Raw genomic sequence first — 14986 nt, forward strand, 5'->3', positions numbered from 1 at the left:
GGCCTTTCGGTGAAGGGGCGGTCGGCTCTGCAGGCCGTGGCCGCCGGCGACTCCACCCAGCTGGAGGCCAAGGGTGTCGTGAGCGCGCTCTGGAAACTGATCAAGAAGGCGAGACAGTCATCGGGCGGCTTCCTCCTTGTGACCGTCATCGGATTTCTCTTCCTTCTCGTGGGCGGCGCCCGAGGCGACGCCGGTGTCGTGAGCATCGGCCGGATCCTGCACTGGACGGGTGGGGCCGGAGCGGTCATCACGATCGCGATGACCCGCACGCTCCTACGGGGATGGCGTTCCGGGTTCGACTGGATCCTCTTGGCACCCCTGGCCGTCCTGACCCTCTTCGGGTGGCTGAACGGTGACCTCTGACGCAGGGGCCGCCCGCGCGATACCGGCCGGCGCCGCGCACCGGAGCGAGGACCTGCCCGACGCCCGCCGCATCGCCGAGATCGACGCGCTGCGCGGCTTCGCGCTGCTCGGCATCCTGCTCGTGAACGCCCTGATGATGGCCGGACCGTACGGCCTCGGCGGTGAGTTGGGGACGAGCGCCCTGGACCGCGCGGTCCAGTGGCTGGTGACGGCGCTGGTGACGAGCAAGTTCTACGTGCTGTTCGCCTTCCTCTTCGGCTGCAGCTTCACCCTGCAGCAGCGGTCCGCCGAGCGCGCCGGGGTGCGCTTCGGGCCGAGACGGCTGCGCCGCTCGGCCGGAATGCTGATCCTGGGGTTCACGCACGCGGTCCTGCTGTATCCCGGCGACATCCTCATGGCGTACGCGCTGCTCGGACTCGTGCTGTTCGCCGGGCGCAAGGCCGGCCGCGGTGCGGTGAGGACGGCCTGGTGGTGGTTCGGTTTGGCCGGCGCCGTACTGCTGCTGATCGGCACCGCACTCGCCCTTCTTCCACAGGAAGCCGCCCGCTTCAGCACCGAGCTGAGCGCGGAGGCAGCCCAGCTGACGGACGGCTACCGCGGGGACGCCGCGTCGGTGGTGGCGACCAATGCCGGGCAGCTCGACGAGGTGCTGTTCGGCGTGGTGCAGACCGCCGGCCATGTCGTCCCCGCGTTCCTGCTCGGCATGGTGGCGGCCCGCCACGGCCGGCCGGCTCTCTCCGGCGTGATGCGGCGGAGGCTGCACCGCACGCTGCGGCTGGGCCTCGCCGCCGGCCTCCCCGGAGGAGCGTTCATGGCGCTGGCGATGACCGGGCCCCTCGGACCCCGCTGGGAGATCCTCGGCACGGCGGTGGGAACGGTCACCGCCCCCGCGCTGACCGCCGCGTACACGAGCGCGATGCTGCTGTGGCTGGGACGCCCGTCCAGCCGGCGAGTGTGGCCGCTCCTGGCTGCCGCCGGACGGATGTCCCTGACGAACTACCTCCTCCAGTCCCTCGTGCTGGCCCTCGTCTTCACCGGCTACGGCCTCGCCCTGTACGGACGCCTGGGCGCAGCCACCGTGACCGTCGGAGCCCTCTTGCTGTACACCGGCCAACTCCTGCTCAGCCACCGCGCGTTGCGCCGGTTCCGCTACGGCCCCGCGGAGTGGCTGCTACGAGCCGTCACCCACGGCAGACGGCCGGCGAAAACCGGACGGCCACGTCTCCCCCGACGATGATCCGCCCGCCACCGCGCCCCTCGCCCCCGCCACCCTCGACGATCGAGCCCTGGCCTTCGCTCGCGGCTGTACGTCGTACTGGTCACGCAACCCGCCCCCACAACGAGACCTGCCACCGCGTACACGCAGACCACCCCGGAACGCCCGTGACGGAGGAGATCTACCCCCAGACCGATCCGCCCCGTGACCATGGAGGCATCGCCAGCCAGCACCCGAAGCGGCAGGCACGCAGATAGACACGCACACAGAAACAGGTGAGGCGCCTACCAAGCCTGGTAGGCGCCTCACCTGCTATTTCACTGTCGGGGTGGCGGGATTTGAACCCACGACCTCTTCGTCCCGAACGAAGCGCGCTGCCAAGCTGCGCTACACCCCGATGTCCGCCTGCGCGGGGGATCCCGTCGCAGCGACATCGATTACTTTAGCGGACCGGGGGCCGGAGGCGAAATCCGGTTTCTGGCGGCCTCCGGGCCGCCCCGGTTCAGGCGTCCCGCTCGACCAGGGTCAGGAGCGTCGCCTCCGGCGGGCAGGCGAAGCGGACCGGGGTGTAGCGGTTGGTGCCGCAGCCGGCCGAGACGTGCAGGTACGAGGTGCGGCCCTCGGCCGTGTGCGTGGACAGGCCCCGTGCGCGCTCGGTGTCGATGTCGCAGTTGGTGACGAGTGCGCCGTACAGCGGGATCCGGAGCTGGCCACCGTGGGTGTGCCCGGCGAGGACCAGCGGATAGCCGTCCGCCGTGAAGGCGTCGAGGCTGCGCAGGTAAGGGGCGTGCACGAGGCCGATCGAGAAGTCGGCGCCGGACTCGGGGCCGCCGGCCACGCGCGCGTAGCGGTCGCGCTTGATGTGCGGGTCGTCGAGGCCGGTGAGGCCGATCTCGTAACCGTCGATCTTGAGGGAGCCCCGGCCGTTGCTCAGGCCGACCCAGCCCGCCGCGTCGAAGCCGTCGCGGATCTCCTCCCAGGGGTTGTGGAGCGCGCCGACGACCGGAGCGTTGCCGTTCAGGCCGTGCCGGCCCTGCGCCTTCTCGAGGAGGTAACGGGCGGGGTTGCGGAGCTTCGGGCCGTAGTAGTCGTTCGAGCCGAAGACGTACGTGCCCGGATACTCGAGGAGCGGGCCGAGGGCGTCGAGGACCTCGGGCACGCCCTCGGGATCCGAGAGGTTGTCGCCGGTGTTGACGACGAAGTCGGGGCGCAGGGCGGCGAGCGAGCGCAGCCAGCGCTGCTTCTTGCGCTGGCCGCTGACCATGTGGATGTCCGAGACCTGAAGGACCCTCAACGGCCGCATGCCGCGCGGCAGTACGGGAACGGTGACGCGTCGCAGGCGGAACGAGCGCACCTCGATCCCCGCCGAGTACGCCACCGCGGCTGCCGCGGTGGCCGTGATTCCCAGGGGTACTCCGTATCGCGCACGCATGCGCCCCATCGTCGCAGACCCCGGTGCGCCGAGAAATCGGCGGCGTGCGAAATCGGCGGGCGCCCGCCGGTGGGCACCTGCGACACTGCAGGTATGACCACGCTCAAGGCCCAGCTGCAGGAAGACCTGACCGCGGCGATCAGGGAGCGCGACGAGCTGCGCTCCTCGACGCTCCGGCTGACCCTTTCGGCGATCACCAAGGAGGAGGTCTCGGGCACCTCCGCGCGCGAGCTCTCCGACGACGAGGTGCTCAAGGTGATCACGAAGGAGGCGAAGAAGCGCCGCGAGGCGGCCGACGCGTTCGCCTCCGGCGGCCGTGCCGAGCAGGCCGAGCGGGAGAAGGCCGAGGGCGAGATCCTCGCCGTCTACCTGCCGAAGCAGCTGAGTGACGACGAACTGCAGGCGATCGTGGCCCAGGCCGTCGCGGAGGCCAAGGCCGCGGGTGCCGAGGGCCCCCGCGCGATGGGCCAGGTCATGAAGATCGTGAACTCGAAGGTGGCCGGCCAGGCCGAGGGCGGCCGCGTCGCCGCCGCGGTGAAGCAGCAGCTGGCCGGCTGAGCCGACGCCCGGCGGGCTCAACCGGCAGGCCCCAGACGTACGGCCGTACCTCCAAGTCCCGGACACAAGGGTGCTCCCCGACGGAACCATCCCGTCAGGGAGCACCCTTACGCACGTCACCTCACCCGGCGGCGGCCGTCCGTCCTGTCACCGAGGCTGCGGCCACCCGCCCCCACCGTCGTCGCCGCCGTTCCCGCCGCCGCCGATCACGTCCGGCGGAAGGGAGATGTCCGGCCACGGTTTGTCGTTGCCGCCTCCGCCGCCGGTGACGCCGCCCGGACGGCCGGGCTTGCCGTCGTCGGGCTTCTTGTCCTTGTCCTTGTCTTTGCCCTTGTCCTTGTCCTTGTCGTCCGGGATGTTGATCGTGTGGAAGCCCGGGGCGTCCTTGCCCTCCAGCGCGCCGCTCATCGCCTGCTTCCAGATCGGACCCGGGACCTCGCCACCGAAGACCTTGTCGAAGTAACGGTCACCGATGGTGATGTCGGACATCTGGCGCTTGTGGGACGGGTCGCCGACCCAGACCGCACCGGACAGGTTCGGCGTGTACCCGACGAACCAAGCCGCGTACCGGAAGTCGGTCGTACCCGTCTTGCCCGCGCTCGGCCGTGCGTCCCCGAGACCGGCCTGCTGGCCCGTACCGTCCTCGACCACGCCCTTGAGCAGGGTGTTGATCGTGTCGGCGGTCTTCTCGGACATCGCCCGCCGGCAGGTCGACTTCGGAACGTCGAGCGCCTTCCCGTCCGGGCCCGTGATCCCCTCGATCGCGATCGGGGAGCAGTACGTGCCGCGGCTCGCGAACGTCGCGTACGCCGATGCCATCGTCAGCGGCGACATCTCCTGGGTGCCGAGCGCGATCGACGGCGCCTGCGCCAACTGCCCGCCGTCGGCGCGGTGCACGCCCATCTTCTTGGCCATGTCCGTGACCGGGCAGATGCCGATGTCGCTGATCAGCTGCACGTAGTAGGTGTTGACCGACTTCGCGGTCGCTTCCTTCATGCCGTACGGGCCGACCTCGGTCTCGTTCTCGTTCTCCAGCTTCTCGCCCTGGGTGTTGACCCAGTCGCCCTTGCACGTCGGTACGGGGCTCGGGTACTCCATCTGGTAGGGCGCGCTGTACTTCTGCGTCGGCGACTTGCCCTGCTCTATGGCGGCCGCGGCGACGATCGGCTTGAACGTCGAACCGGGCTGGTAGCCGGCGCCGCCGCTCATCCGGCTGTCGGCGGAGAGGTTCATCGTCGTCTCGTTGTCCTTGGCGTCCGAGCCGTACGGCCTGGACTGGCCCATGCCGCGGATCTTGCCCGTGCCGGGTTCGACGATGGAGACGGCGGTGGCCACGTCGTCGCTCTGCTTGACGTTGCCCTCTATCGACGCCTGGACGCTGTCCTGTGCCTGTGGGTCCAGGGTGGTGCGGATCTTCATACCGCCCTGCGCCCAGAGCTTGGCGCGTTCTTCGCGGGTCTCTCCGAACGACGGGTCGTTGTAGAAGACGTCCTTGACGTACTGGCAGAAGAAGCCGGCGCTGCGAGTGGCCGTGATGCAGCCGTTCTGCGGCTTGCTGACCTTCAGACGGATCTCGGCCTTCTTGGCCTCCTCGATCTCCTTGCGGGGGACGACTCCCGTCTCGCCCATGCGCTCGAGCACGACGTTCCGGCGCTTGGTGGCTTCCTGCGTGTCGTTGACCGGGTCGTAGCGGCTCGGCGACTGCACGATGCCGGCCAGCAGCGCGGCCTCCTCCAGCTTCAGGTCCTTCGCGGACTTGGAGAAGTAACGCTGGGCCGCGGCCTCGACGCCGTAGGCCTGCTGGCCGAAGAACGTGATGTTCAGGTAGTTCTCGAGGATCCGCTTCTTGCCCAGCTCCTCCTCGACCTGGATCGCGAACTTGAGCTCGCGGACCTTACGGCCGAGCGTCTGCTGGGTGGCCTCGGCGACCTTCTCCGGGTCGTCACCGGCCTCCTCGACGAAGACGTTCTTGACGTACTGCTGGGTCAGGGTGGACGCGCCCTGCGAGACGCCGCCCGACTGCGCGTTCTGATTGACCGCGCGCAGGATGCCCTTGAGGTCGACGGCCCCGTGCTCGTAGAAGCGCGAGTCCTCGATCGCGACGATCGCCTTCTGCATGTACGGCGAGATGTCCTTGAGGTCCACGAGCGTGCGGTCGCGGGCGTAGACCGTGGCGAAGGTGTCGCCGTTCACGTCCTGGATCGTGGTCCGCTGCATCAGCGGGGGCCGCTTCAGGTTCGCCGGGATCTCGTCGAACCCCTCGACGGAACCCTTGGAAGCGAGGCCGAGCACACCCGCCGCGGGCAGAGCGATACCGGCCATGACCGCCCCGGCGAGGACGCTGACTCCGAGGAACTTGGCGGCCTGCTGCGTGGGTGACAGACCACCGCCCGAGCGCTTCTTTCCCATGGGGGCAGCCTACGTTCTGATTCGCCGGACAGGCGTATATGCCTTGGCCTAAGCTGCTCACAACTGTCACAGCTGTGCGGTTCCACATCAAGTCCTCGGCGTGCCCGAATCGTTGAGACGGGTCCGTGGGGTTTTGTTGCCACCGGATGACATGAAGGCGTGTCTGAATCCGCCCCATGCGTCACCCGGTGTCCGCTGTGACTCAACTGAACTGTCCCGGTCTGTCGGTTTGATCACGCATGTCGGCAGGTCACTCCGTCGGGTGATCTGCCGCTTACCCATAGTCCGTTCGGGCCATTCGAGATTGGGCCCGAAGGGGGTGTTGCGCTGTCGAGACCTTCCGTAACGTCCTCAACTGGCGGCGGTGAATATGCCGCTGCCGCCGTGGGGGAGCCTCGATTCGGGAGAGGACGGCGCCGGCATGGGCTGGGTTACCGACTGGAGTGCGCAGGCGGCCTGCCGCACTACCGATCCGGATGAACTGTTCGTACAAGGTGCAGCGCAGAACAGAGCCAAGGCGGTGTGCACCGGATGTCCGGTGCGTACCGAGTGCCTGGCCGATGCGCTGGACAATCGCGTCGAGTTCGGCGTGTGGGGGGGTATGACCGAGCGGGAGCGGCGCGCATTGCTGCGCAGGCGTCCGACGGTCACCTCCTGGCGCCGCCTGCTCGAGACGGCGCGCTCGGAGTACGAGCGCAGCACGGGCATCCTGCCCGTGGACGTCGATGTGGACGAGGTGGTCGACGATGTCGTCGACGACCCGGAGCGCTACGTGGACTACGCCGCGGTGGGGTAGCCCCCGCGCGCGGAGCCGGGCCGGGGTGAGCCGAAGGGCGGCCACGGGCCCGGCTCGAGAGCGATGCGTGTCTCGGGACGGATGCCCGGCTGTGCCGGGTGAGTTCCGCGGCGTCCCTGCGGGGCCGGGGTTTCCCGGGTGACTCGCGGGGGCGATGCGTGGCGTCGTGCGCAGTCGATAGATACGTGCGGCGTTGAGATGCGTAGGTCGATAGATACGTGCGGCGTCGAGATGCGTAGGTCGTTGATGTGCGCAGGCCGATGCGCACGGGTCGGCGAGGCGTGTGTCAGTGCGCGCTGTCGTTGTCGCCGTCGGTCCCTGAGCCGTCCGTGCGCGTGCCGTCGGTCGCGAGTCGGTTGCCGATGTCCCGCAGTCCGGCCAGATCGTGTACGTCGCCGGGAAGTGCGGCCACCTCGGCCACCGCGACCTCGGGGTGCAGCGCCGTGAAGCGATCGCGGGTGCGCTGCTCGCGGGCGAGCAGATGCATCCGTTCGGCGTGCAACTTCAGCAGTCCTGCGGTGAGTTGAGCTGCGGGATCCGGCGCCGACGCGTCCTGCGCCGCCCGGTCTTCGGGTGTGGTCGTGTCTTCGTCCTGTGCGGCTCTGTCTTCGTCCTGTGCGGCGCCGTTGTGTGCGGCGCTGTCGTCCGCTGCGGTGTCCGTGGAGGATCCGGCCGCCGCAGTGGGGTCGTGCTGAGAGTCCCGCTCCGCGGGGTCTGCCGCGCGGCCGGGAGATTCGGGAGTGGTACGTAGTGCGTCCTTCCCGCCCTCCTGATCCACAATGCGGGCCTCGTCAAGATTTTCCGCCGCCGCCAGCGCACGTTCGGCGGACAGCCGCGCGGCCCCGCTGCCGTGCACCCGGTTCAGTACGAGACCGGCCAGCGGCATCCGGTCCGCGGCGAGCCGTTCCACGAAGTACGCCGCCTCGCGCAGCGCGTCCCGCTCCGGCGCCGCCACCACGAGAAACGCCGTACCGGGCGCCTGCAGGAGGCGGTACGTGGCGTCCGCCCGCGTACGGAACCCGCCGAACATCGTGTCCATCGCGGCCACGAACGTCTGTACGTCGCGCAGGAACTGGCCCCCGAGCAGCTTGCCGAGGGTGCCGGTCATCATCGACATCCCGACGTTCAGGAACTTCATCCCGGCCCGTCCGCCGACCTTCGCCGGAGCCATCAGGACCCGGATGAACTTCCCGTCGAGGAACGAGCCGAGCCGGCTCGGCGCATCCAGGAAGTCGAGCGCGGAACGCGACGGCGGGGTGTCCACGACGATCAGGTCCCACTCGCCCTCCGCCCGCAACTGCCCCAGCTTCTCCATCGCCATGTACTCCTGCGTGCCCGCGAAGCCGGCCGACAGGGACTGGTAGAAGGGGTTCTCCAGGATGGCCCGGGCTCGCTCGGGGTCGGCGTGCGCCTCGACGATCTCGTCGAAGGTCCGCTTCATGTCGAGCATCATGGCGTGGAGTTCGCCGTGGCCGTCCTGCCGCTTCGTGCCCTTGCGGCGTCCCTCGGGCTCCGCGGCCTGCCGGCTCTCCGCTGTCTTCTGCGTCCTCGCGGTCTCCGCCGTCGCCTGCGGCTCGATCCCCTTGACGCGTCGTGGCGTGTTGTCGAGCGAGTCGATGCCCATGGACTGGGCCAGGCGGCGGGCCGGGTCGATGGTGAGGACGACCACCCGGCGACCGCGTTCGGCGGCCCGCAGCCCGAGGGCCGCGGCGGTCGTCGTCTTGCCGACGCCGCCGGAGCCGCAGCAGACCACGATGCGGGTCTCGGGGTCGTCGAGCAGCGCGTCGACGTCGAGCGCCGGGGCCGGATCGAGCGTCATGACACTCCCTGCGTCCGCAGATCCGTCGCGAGCCGGTACAGGCCCGCCAGGTCGATCCCCTCGGGGAGAAGCTCCAACTCGGTCACGGGCAGGCCGAGTTCGGTCAGCTCGGCCCGCTGGCGGCGTTCCAGGGCGACCCGCTCCTCGTACTCGGACGCCTGCTCGAGCAGTGGGTCGACCAGCTGCTCGGCGAGGCCGCCGCGGCGGGCGCCGCCGAGGCCGGCCCGGGACAGCGCCTTGGCGATGTCGGTACGGCGGACGTCCGCGGGCACGGGGGAGGGGAGGACCGCCGGGCGGACCATGTTGACCAGGACGCGCCCCACCGGAAGGGCGGCGGCGCGCAGTTCGGCGATGCCGTCGACCGTCTCCTGGACCGGCATCTCCTCGAGCAGAGTCACCAAGTGCACAGCGGTTTCAGGGGACTTGAGGACCCGCATCACCGCCTGTGCCTGATTGTGTATCGGCCCGATCTTGGCGAGGCCCGCCACCTCGTCGTTCACGTTGAGGAAGCGGGTGATGCGGCCCGTCGGCGGGGCGTCCATCACCACGTGGTCGTACACGAACCGGCCGCGCTTGTCCTTGCGGCGTACCGCCTCGCAGGCCTTGCCGGTCAGCAGGACGTCGCGGACGCCGGGCGCGACGGTGGTCGCGAAGTCGACCGCGCCGAGCTTCTTGAGTGCTCGTCCCGCGCTGCCGAGCCGGTAGAACATCTGGAGATAGTCGAGCAGCGCCAACTCGGCGTCGATGGCGAGCGCGAACACCTCGCCGCCGCCCGGCGCGACGGCGATCTTCCGCTCCTCGTAGGGCAGCGCCTCCGTCTCGAAAAGCTGCGCGATGCCCTGCCGGCCCTCCACCTCGACCAGGAGGGTGCGCTTGCCCTCGGTCGCGAGGGCCAGCGCGAGGGCCGCGGCGACCGTGGTCTTGCCGGTCCCGCCCTTACCACTGACGACCTGGAACCTGCTCACACCTTCGAGCCTAATTCCTCGCCGGGCGTGCCGGTGGCTCCGGGTGGGAACACCGGGGTGTTCGGGGCGTGAGGTCCGTTACGTGCGCTTCGGGGTTCGGTGGGGGGTGGGTGGGGGTGGGGGAGCGAGGCGCCCATACGTTCGTTGCTGTTCCGGTGCCGTGTGCCGTGTGCCGTGTGCCGTTCGCGTTCCCGAAGATTCCGGCGGCCGTACGGGAGGAGGCGTCCGTACCGGAGGGGCGTCCGTACGGGAGAAGGGGCGAGGGCGTTGTCCGGTGGGCGGCGCGAGGGCATTACAGTCGCCGTATGACGAAGTGGGAATACGCGACCGTGCCGCTGCTCGTACACGCGACGAAGCAGATTCTGGACACCTGGGGCGAGGACGGCTGGGAGCTCGTCCAGGTCGTGCCGGGGCCCAACAACCCCGAGCAGCTGGTGGCCTACCTGAAGCGCGAGAAGCCGTGAGCGGGGCGACCGGCACGACCGGCTCCGTGGAGTCGAAGCTCGCCGAACTCGGGCTGACGCTGCCCGAGGTCGTGCCACCGCTCGCCGCGTATCAGCCGGCCGTCACCACCGGCCCGTACGTGTACACCTCCGGCCAGCTGCCGATCGTGGACGGCACTCTGCGGGCCACCGGCAAGGTGGGTGCGGAGGTGACCGCCGACGAGGCGAAGGAACTCGCCGCGGTCTGCGCGCTGAACGCGCTCGCCGCGGTCAAGTCCGTCGCCGGTGACCTCGACCGGGTCGCCCGCATCGTCAAAGTCACCGGATTTGTCGCCTCCGCCACGGACTTCACCGGCCAGCCGGGCGTGCTGAACGGCGCGAGCGAGCTGCTCGGCGCGGTCTTCGGCGACCGTGGTGTGCACGCGCGCAGCGCGGTCGGCGTGGCGGTACTGCCGCTGGACGCGCCGGTCGAGGTCGAGATCCAGGTGGAGTTGACCGAGCAGACCTGAGCGCGCCCTTCGGCGCGCGGGCCCGTGCCTCTGGCGCCGGCCGGAGCTTGTGACAGGACCCCGCAGGGTTTTCCCCGCGGGGTCCTGCTGCGTCGTGGTGACCTGGGCCCCGGCTGTCGGCGCCGACCGGGCCGTCGCGCGATTCGTACGTACGGTCGGTGGCCTCTCGAACATCACGGCGCGAGCGGATAGCCTCCGGCCATGTCCAATGGTCAGTGGTACCCGCCGGAGTGGCCCGAGCGCATCCGCGCGCTCGCCGCCGGGGAGATCACCGCCGTGACCCCGCGCCGGGCCGCGACCGTCATGCTCCTCAGGGACACCGCGGAGGGGCCGGCCGTGTACATGCTGCGCCGGCGGGCCTCGATGGCGTTCGCCGGTGGTGCGTACGCCTATCCCGGCGGTTCGGTGGACCCGCGGGACGACGACCGGCTGGTCGGCTGGGCCGGGCCGGGGCTCGATGTCTGGGCCGCTCGCCTGGGCGTGGCACCGGCCGAGGCACAGGCCGTCGTCTGCGCCGCCGTACGGGAGACGTACGAGGAAGCGGGCGTACTGCTCGCCGGGCCGAGCCCGGACACGGTCGTCGGTGACACCACCGGCGCGGACTGGGAACGCGACCGGGCGGCGCTGGTGGAGCGGGAGCTGTCGTTCGCCGAGTTCCTGGACCGGCGCGGGCTCTGTCTGCGTGCCGACCTGCTCGGGGCATGGGCGCGGTGGATCACGCCGGAGTTCGAGCCGAAACGGTTCGACACCTGGTTCTTCGTCGCCTCCCTGCCCGGCGGTCAACGCACCCGGAACGCCTCCACCGAGGCCGACCGCACCGTGTGGGCGCTCCCGTCGGCGGCGGCCGATGGCTATGACCGCGGCGACCTCCTGATGATGCCGCCGACCATCGCGACCCTGCGTCAGCTGCTGCCGTACGCGGACGTCGCCGGTGCGCTGGCGGCGTCCGCGGACCGCGATCTGACGCCGGTACTCGCCCGGGCGCGCCTCACCGACGGGGAACTCGTCCTCAGCTGGCCGGGCCACGACGAGTTCACCAAGCACATCGGCCTCGGGGGCTCCGCGTGATCGACTGCTCCGTGGCCGTGTTTATGTCCGTGGCCGCCGCCGTGGCCATGTCCGTGTCCGTATGAACGAGCGCAAGGGTTCCGTGGGTTTCCGTATGACAGACCGCAAGGGCTCCGTATGACCGACGCAGCCGCACTGCCGGGCCAGCCGAGGGGGACGGTCCTGTCGGGTCCGGCGACGGAACGGGCGGTCAACGTCCTCGCCCCCAACCCCTCCGCCATGACCCTCGACGGCACCAACACCTGGATCGTGGCCGAACCCGACTCCGACCTGGCCGTCGTGATCGACCCCGGGCCCCTCGACGACGCCCACCTGCGGCAGGTCGTCGACACCGCGGAACGTGCCGGGAAACGAGTCGCCCTCACCCTCCTCACGCACGGCCACCCCGACCACGCCGAGGGCGCGGCCCGCTTCGCCGAACTGACGCGGACCGACGTCCGTGCCCTCGACCCGGCGCTCCGGCTCGGTGACGAGGGCCTCGCCGCGGGCGACGTGGTGGAACTCGGCGGTCTCGAACTCCGGGTCGTTCCCGCCCCCGGCCACACCGCGGACTCGCTGTGCTTCCATCTCCCCGCCGACCAGGCGCTGTTGACCGGTGACACGATTCTGGGGCGAGGTACGACGGTGGTGGCGCACCCCGACGGCAGGCTCGGGGACTACTTGGACACGCTGCGCCGGATCCGTTCCCTGACGGTGGACGACGGGGTGCACACGGTGCTGCCCGGGCACGGGCCGGTGCTCGACGACGCGCAGGGGGCCGTGGAGTTCTACCTCGCGCACCGGGCCGGCCGGCTCGCCCAGGTCGAGACGGCGGTCGAGGCCGGCTACCGGACACCCTCCGAGGTGGTCGCCCACGTATACGCCGACGTGGACCACTCCCTCTGGCCGGCCGCGGAACTCTCGGTACGAGCACAGCTCGAGTACCTCCGGGAGCACGGTCTGATCTGAGAGCGGCGCTCTGGTGCGTGAGCGGTGCTCTCGTTTGTGGGTGGTGCTCCGGGGTGAGAGCGGCGCTCTGGTGCGTGAGCGGTGCTCTCGTTTGTGGGTGGTGCTCCGGAGTGAGAGCGGCGCTCTCGTTCGTGAGCGCTCCTCTTCATCGTGAGCGGTGCTCTGCTATGGGAGCAGCGCTCTTCGGTGAGGGTGGTGCTCTTCGGCGAGAGCAGCGCTCTGCTTCGCGAGCGGCGCTCTCGTCCGTACCGGCGGAAGAGGCCCGGCTCGGGAACGTGACGAAGGCCCACCTCAGAGGCGGGCCTTCGTCGTGCCGGGCCGGGCCCGGGGTGGTGCGTGGATCAGCGGGAGCGCTTGGCGAGGCGCTCCACGTCGAGCAGGATCACCGCACGGGCTTCGAGGCGGAGCCAGCCGCGGCCGGCGAAGTCGGCGAGAGCCTTGTTCACCGTCTCGCGGGAGGCGCCGACCAGCTGGGCCAGCTCTTCCTGCGTGAGGTCGTGGACGACGTGGATGCCCTCCTCCGACTGCACGCCGAACCGGCGCGACAGGTCGAGCAGCGCGCGGGCCACACGGCCCGGCACATCGGAGAACACCAGGTCGGACATCTGGTCGTTGGTCTTGCGCAGCCGTCGGGCGATGGCGCGCAGGAGGGCGGAGGCCACCTCGGGCCGGATGTTCAGCCACGGCTGGAGGTCGCCGTGGCCGAGGCCGAGGAGTTTCACCTCGGTCAGGGCGCTGGCGGTGGCCGTACGCGGGCCGGGGTCGAAGAGCGAGAGCTCACCGATCAGCTCGCCGGGGCCGAGGACGGCGAGCATGTTCTCGCGCCCGTCGGGCGAGGTGCGGTGCAGCTTCACCTTGCCCTCGGTGACCACGTAGAGGCGGTCACCGGGGTCGCCCTCATGGAAAAGTGCGTCTCCGCGCGCGAGCGTCACCTCACTCATGGAGGTGCGCAGGTCCGCGGCCTGCTCGTCATCGAGCGCCGCGAAGAGCGGGGCGCGCCGCAGAACGTCGTCCACGAGTTCTCTCCTAGGTCGACCTGCATCAAGGGAACGAGGTCCCCATGATGCCGGACGGTCAAAACAGTGTGATCAGTCACAAGTTTGCCGTACGGAAGAGGGGTGTCGTACGCCAGGGGGCCCAATCGGGGCTGTTGTGCGGGCTCCGGGGCGGATGTCAGTGGCTGGCTCTACGCTGGCCGAGTGTCCAATACGCCGGTGAGAGCACAGGCCAAGGGGGCTGGGGCAGTGTCCGCACACCGCAATTCCGCTGTGGGCGAACAGCCTGCGGCGCCCGCAAAAGATCCCGCAAAAACCCTGTCCGGGGGCGAGGAACCGCCCACCGGCACGGCGCGGCGCGCCGCGGCCGAGAAGCGGCCCGCCCCGGCCAAGGCGACAGCGAAAAGGACCGCAGCGCAAAGGTCCGCAGCAGAGACGACGGCGGCGAAGAAGACGACGGCGGCGAAGAAGGCACAGGCACCAGCGAAGAAGACCGCAGCGAAGAAGGCCCCAGCCCAAAAGGCGGCGAAGACCACGAACACGCCGCCCCCGGCACCGACCACCAAGTCCGCCGAAGCCGCCAAGGCCCTCACCCTCAAGCCTGTCCGCGTCCCGCCGGACGAGTCACGGACCGCCCTGGTCCGCCGCGCCCGCCGCATCAATCGCGAGCTCGCCGAGGTCTACCCGTACGCCCACCCGGAGCTCGACTTCGAGAATCCGTTCCAGCTCCTGGTGGCCACGGTGCTGTCGGCGCAGACCACGGACCTGAGGGTGAACCAGACGACGCCCGGCCTGTTCGCCGCGTACCCCACGCCGGAGGACCTGGCCGCGGCGAACCCGGAGGCGGTCGAGGAGCTGATCCGCCCGACCGGCTTCTTCCGGGCGAAGACCCGCTCGATCATGGGGCTCGCCGTGGCCCTGCGGGACCGGCACGGCGGCGAGGTCCCGGGCCGCCTCGACGACCTGGTCAAACTCCCGGGCGTGGGCCGCAAGACGGCGAACGTGGTGCTCGGCAACGCCTTCGGCGTCCCCGGAATCACCGTCGACACCCACTTCGGCCGCCTGGTCCGCCGCTGGAAATGGACCGACTCCGAAGACCCCGAAAAGGTCGAGGCCGTGGTCTGCGACCTCTTCCCGAAGAGCGACTGGACGATGCTCTCGCACCGGGTCGTCTTCCACGGCCGACGCATCTGCCACGCCCGCAAGCCCGCGTGCGGCGCCTGCCCGATCGCCCACCTCTGCCCGTCGTACGGCGAGGGCGAGACCGACCCGGACAAGGCGCAGAAGCTCCTGAAGTACGAGATGGGCGGCCTCCCGGGTCAGCGACTCAAGCCCCCGCCGGACTACCCGGGCAAGCCCGCCCCGCCGCTCGGCGCCTCGTAGCAGCGCGATGGGGTACGACGCCGCCGCTGGAACGAACCGGCGGGCGGCGAGCGTTGTCCTCCACAGCAACGGACCGAACGCC

Annotated in this window: 14 protein-coding genes and 1 tRNA gene; 9 read left to right on the forward strand and 6 right to left on the reverse strand. The window is 70.3% G+C overall.

Features of this window, described 5'->3' with window-relative positions; all coding sequences use genetic code 11:
* Positions 1-36 precede the first annotated feature (36 nt).
* Complete coding sequence (locus tag DSC45_RS24785) at positions 37-363, forward strand: hypothetical protein (protein ID WP_162929347.1); 327 nt, start codon at positions 37-39, stop codon at positions 361-363.
* Positions 353-1600, forward strand: coding sequence for a DUF418 domain-containing protein (locus DSC45_RS24790; RefSeq protein ID WP_119294155.1), 1248 nt, complete (start codon positions 353-355; stop codon positions 1598-1600). Before DSC45_RS24785 ends, DSC45_RS24790 begins: the two co-directional genes overlap by 11 nt.
* A 302-nt stretch (positions 1601-1902) precedes the next feature.
* Here the strand turns inward: DSC45_RS24790 and DSC45_RS24795 are convergent.
* Positions 1903-1976 (reverse strand) — tRNA-Pro (locus DSC45_RS24795).
* A gap of 105 nt (positions 1977-2081) precedes the next feature.
* Positions 2082-3011 (reverse strand): metallophosphoesterase, encoded by a 930-nt coding sequence (locus DSC45_RS24800; protein WP_119294156.1) that lies wholly within the window; start codon positions 3009-3011, stop codon positions 2082-2084.
* Positions 3012-3104: 93 nt separating this feature from the next.
* Here DSC45_RS24800 and DSC45_RS24805 point away from each other — a divergent pair, with 93 nt between their 5' ends.
* Positions 3105-3569, forward strand: a complete 465-nt coding sequence (locus tag DSC45_RS24805) for a GatB/YqeY domain-containing protein (RefSeq protein ID WP_119294157.1) — start codon at positions 3105-3107, stop codon at positions 3567-3569.
* Positions 3570-3716: 147 nt separating this feature from the next.
* Here DSC45_RS24805 and DSC45_RS24810 read toward each other — a convergent pair whose 3' ends face one another.
* Complete coding sequence (locus tag DSC45_RS24810; protein WP_119294158.1) at positions 3717-5978, reverse strand: transglycosylase domain-containing protein; 2262 nt, start codon at positions 5976-5978, stop codon at positions 3717-3719.
* Positions 5979-6399: 421 nt separating this feature from the next.
* Between DSC45_RS24810 and DSC45_RS24820 the strand changes: the two genes are divergently transcribed.
* Positions 6400-6774, forward strand: a complete 375-nt coding sequence (locus DSC45_RS24820) for a WhiB family transcriptional regulator (RefSeq protein WP_205571429.1) — start codon at positions 6400-6402, stop codon at positions 6772-6774.
* Positions 6775-7060: 286 nt separating this feature from the next.
* Here the strand turns inward: DSC45_RS24820 and DSC45_RS24825 are convergent, their stop codons facing one another.
* Complete coding sequence (locus tag DSC45_RS24825; RefSeq protein ID WP_119294160.1) at positions 7061-8593, reverse strand: ArsA family ATPase; 1533 nt, start codon at positions 8591-8593, stop codon at positions 7061-7063.
* Positions 8590-9558, reverse strand: a complete 969-nt coding sequence (locus DSC45_RS24830; protein ID WP_119294161.1) for an ATPase BagA — start codon at positions 9556-9558, stop codon at positions 8590-8592. Before DSC45_RS24830 ends, DSC45_RS24825 begins: the two co-directional genes overlap by 4 nt.
* A gap of 305 nt (positions 9559-9863) precedes the next feature.
* Here DSC45_RS24830 and DSC45_RS24835 point away from each other — a divergent pair, with 305 nt between their 5' ends.
* From DSC45_RS24835 to DSC45_RS24850, 4 genes are all read left to right on the forward strand, one after another.
* Positions 9864-10022: a Sp36 family protein gene (locus DSC45_RS24835; protein ID WP_019992579.1), complete on the forward strand. Its 159-nt coding sequence runs from the start codon at positions 9864-9866 to the stop codon at positions 10020-10022.
* Positions 10019-10510 (forward strand): RidA family protein, encoded by a 492-nt coding sequence (locus DSC45_RS24840; RefSeq protein WP_119294162.1) that lies wholly within the window; start codon positions 10019-10021, stop codon positions 10508-10510. Before DSC45_RS24835 ends, DSC45_RS24840 begins: the two co-directional genes overlap by 4 nt.
* A gap of 201 nt (positions 10511-10711) precedes the next feature.
* Positions 10712-11578, forward strand: coding sequence for an NUDIX hydrolase (locus DSC45_RS24845; RefSeq protein WP_119294163.1), 867 nt, complete (start codon positions 10712-10714; stop codon positions 11576-11578).
* Between the two features lie 117 nt (positions 11579-11695).
* Positions 11696-12526 (forward strand): MBL fold metallo-hydrolase, encoded by an 831-nt coding sequence (locus DSC45_RS24850; RefSeq protein WP_119294164.1) that lies wholly within the window; start codon positions 11696-11698, stop codon positions 12524-12526.
* Between the two features lie 341 nt (positions 12527-12867).
* On the opposite strand, the gene DSC45_RS24855 is transcribed toward DSC45_RS24850, so the two are convergent.
* Entirely contained in the window at positions 12868-13542 is a 675-nt protein-coding gene (locus DSC45_RS24855) for a Crp/Fnr family transcriptional regulator (protein ID WP_119294165.1), read from the reverse strand.
* 252 nt (positions 13543-13794) lie between these two features.
* Here DSC45_RS24855 and nth point away from each other — a divergent pair, with 252 nt between their 5' ends.
* Positions 13795-14904, forward strand: coding sequence for an endonuclease III (gene nth, locus DSC45_RS24860; protein ID WP_162929350.1), 1110 nt, complete (start codon positions 13795-13797; stop codon positions 14902-14904).
* The last annotated feature ends 82 nt before the right edge of the window (positions 14905-14986 follow it).

Origin of the sequence: Streptomyces sp. YIM 130001 (assembly GCF_003574445.1) — a bacterium.
Taxonomy (GTDB): domain Bacteria; phylum Actinomycetota; class Actinomycetes; order Streptomycetales; family Streptomycetaceae; genus Streptomyces.

Bases quoted from the DNA above. Each gene is read 5' to 3' on its own strand.
- DSC45_RS24800 (WP_119294156.1), bottom strand. From the start codon at position 3,011: ATGCGTGCGCGATACGGAGTACCCCTGGGAATCACGGCCACCGCGGCA.
- DSC45_RS24805 (WP_119294157.1), top strand. From the start codon at position 3,105: ATGACCACGCTCAAGGCCCAGCTGCAGGAAGACCTGACCGCGGCGATC.
- DSC45_RS24810 (WP_119294158.1), bottom strand. From the start codon at position 5,978: ATGGGAAAGAAGCGCTCGGGCGGTGGTCTGTCACCCACGCAGCAGGCC.
- DSC45_RS24820 (WP_205571429.1), top strand. From the start codon at position 6,400: ATGGGCTGGGTTACCGACTGGAGTGCGCAGGCGGCCTGCCGCACTACC.
- DSC45_RS24825 (WP_119294160.1), bottom strand. From the start codon at position 8,593: ATGACGCTCGATCCGGCCCCGGCGCTCGACGTCGACGCGCTGCTCGAC.
- DSC45_RS24835 (WP_019992579.1), top strand. From the start codon at position 9,864: ATGACGAAGTGGGAATACGCGACCGTGCCGCTGCTCGTACACGCGACG.
- DSC45_RS24845 (WP_119294163.1), top strand. From the start codon at position 10,712: ATGTCCAATGGTCAGTGGTACCCGCCGGAGTGGCCCGAGCGCATCCGC.
- DSC45_RS24850 (WP_119294164.1), top strand. From the start codon at position 11,696: ATGACCGACGCAGCCGCACTGCCGGGCCAGCCGAGGGGGACGGTCCTG.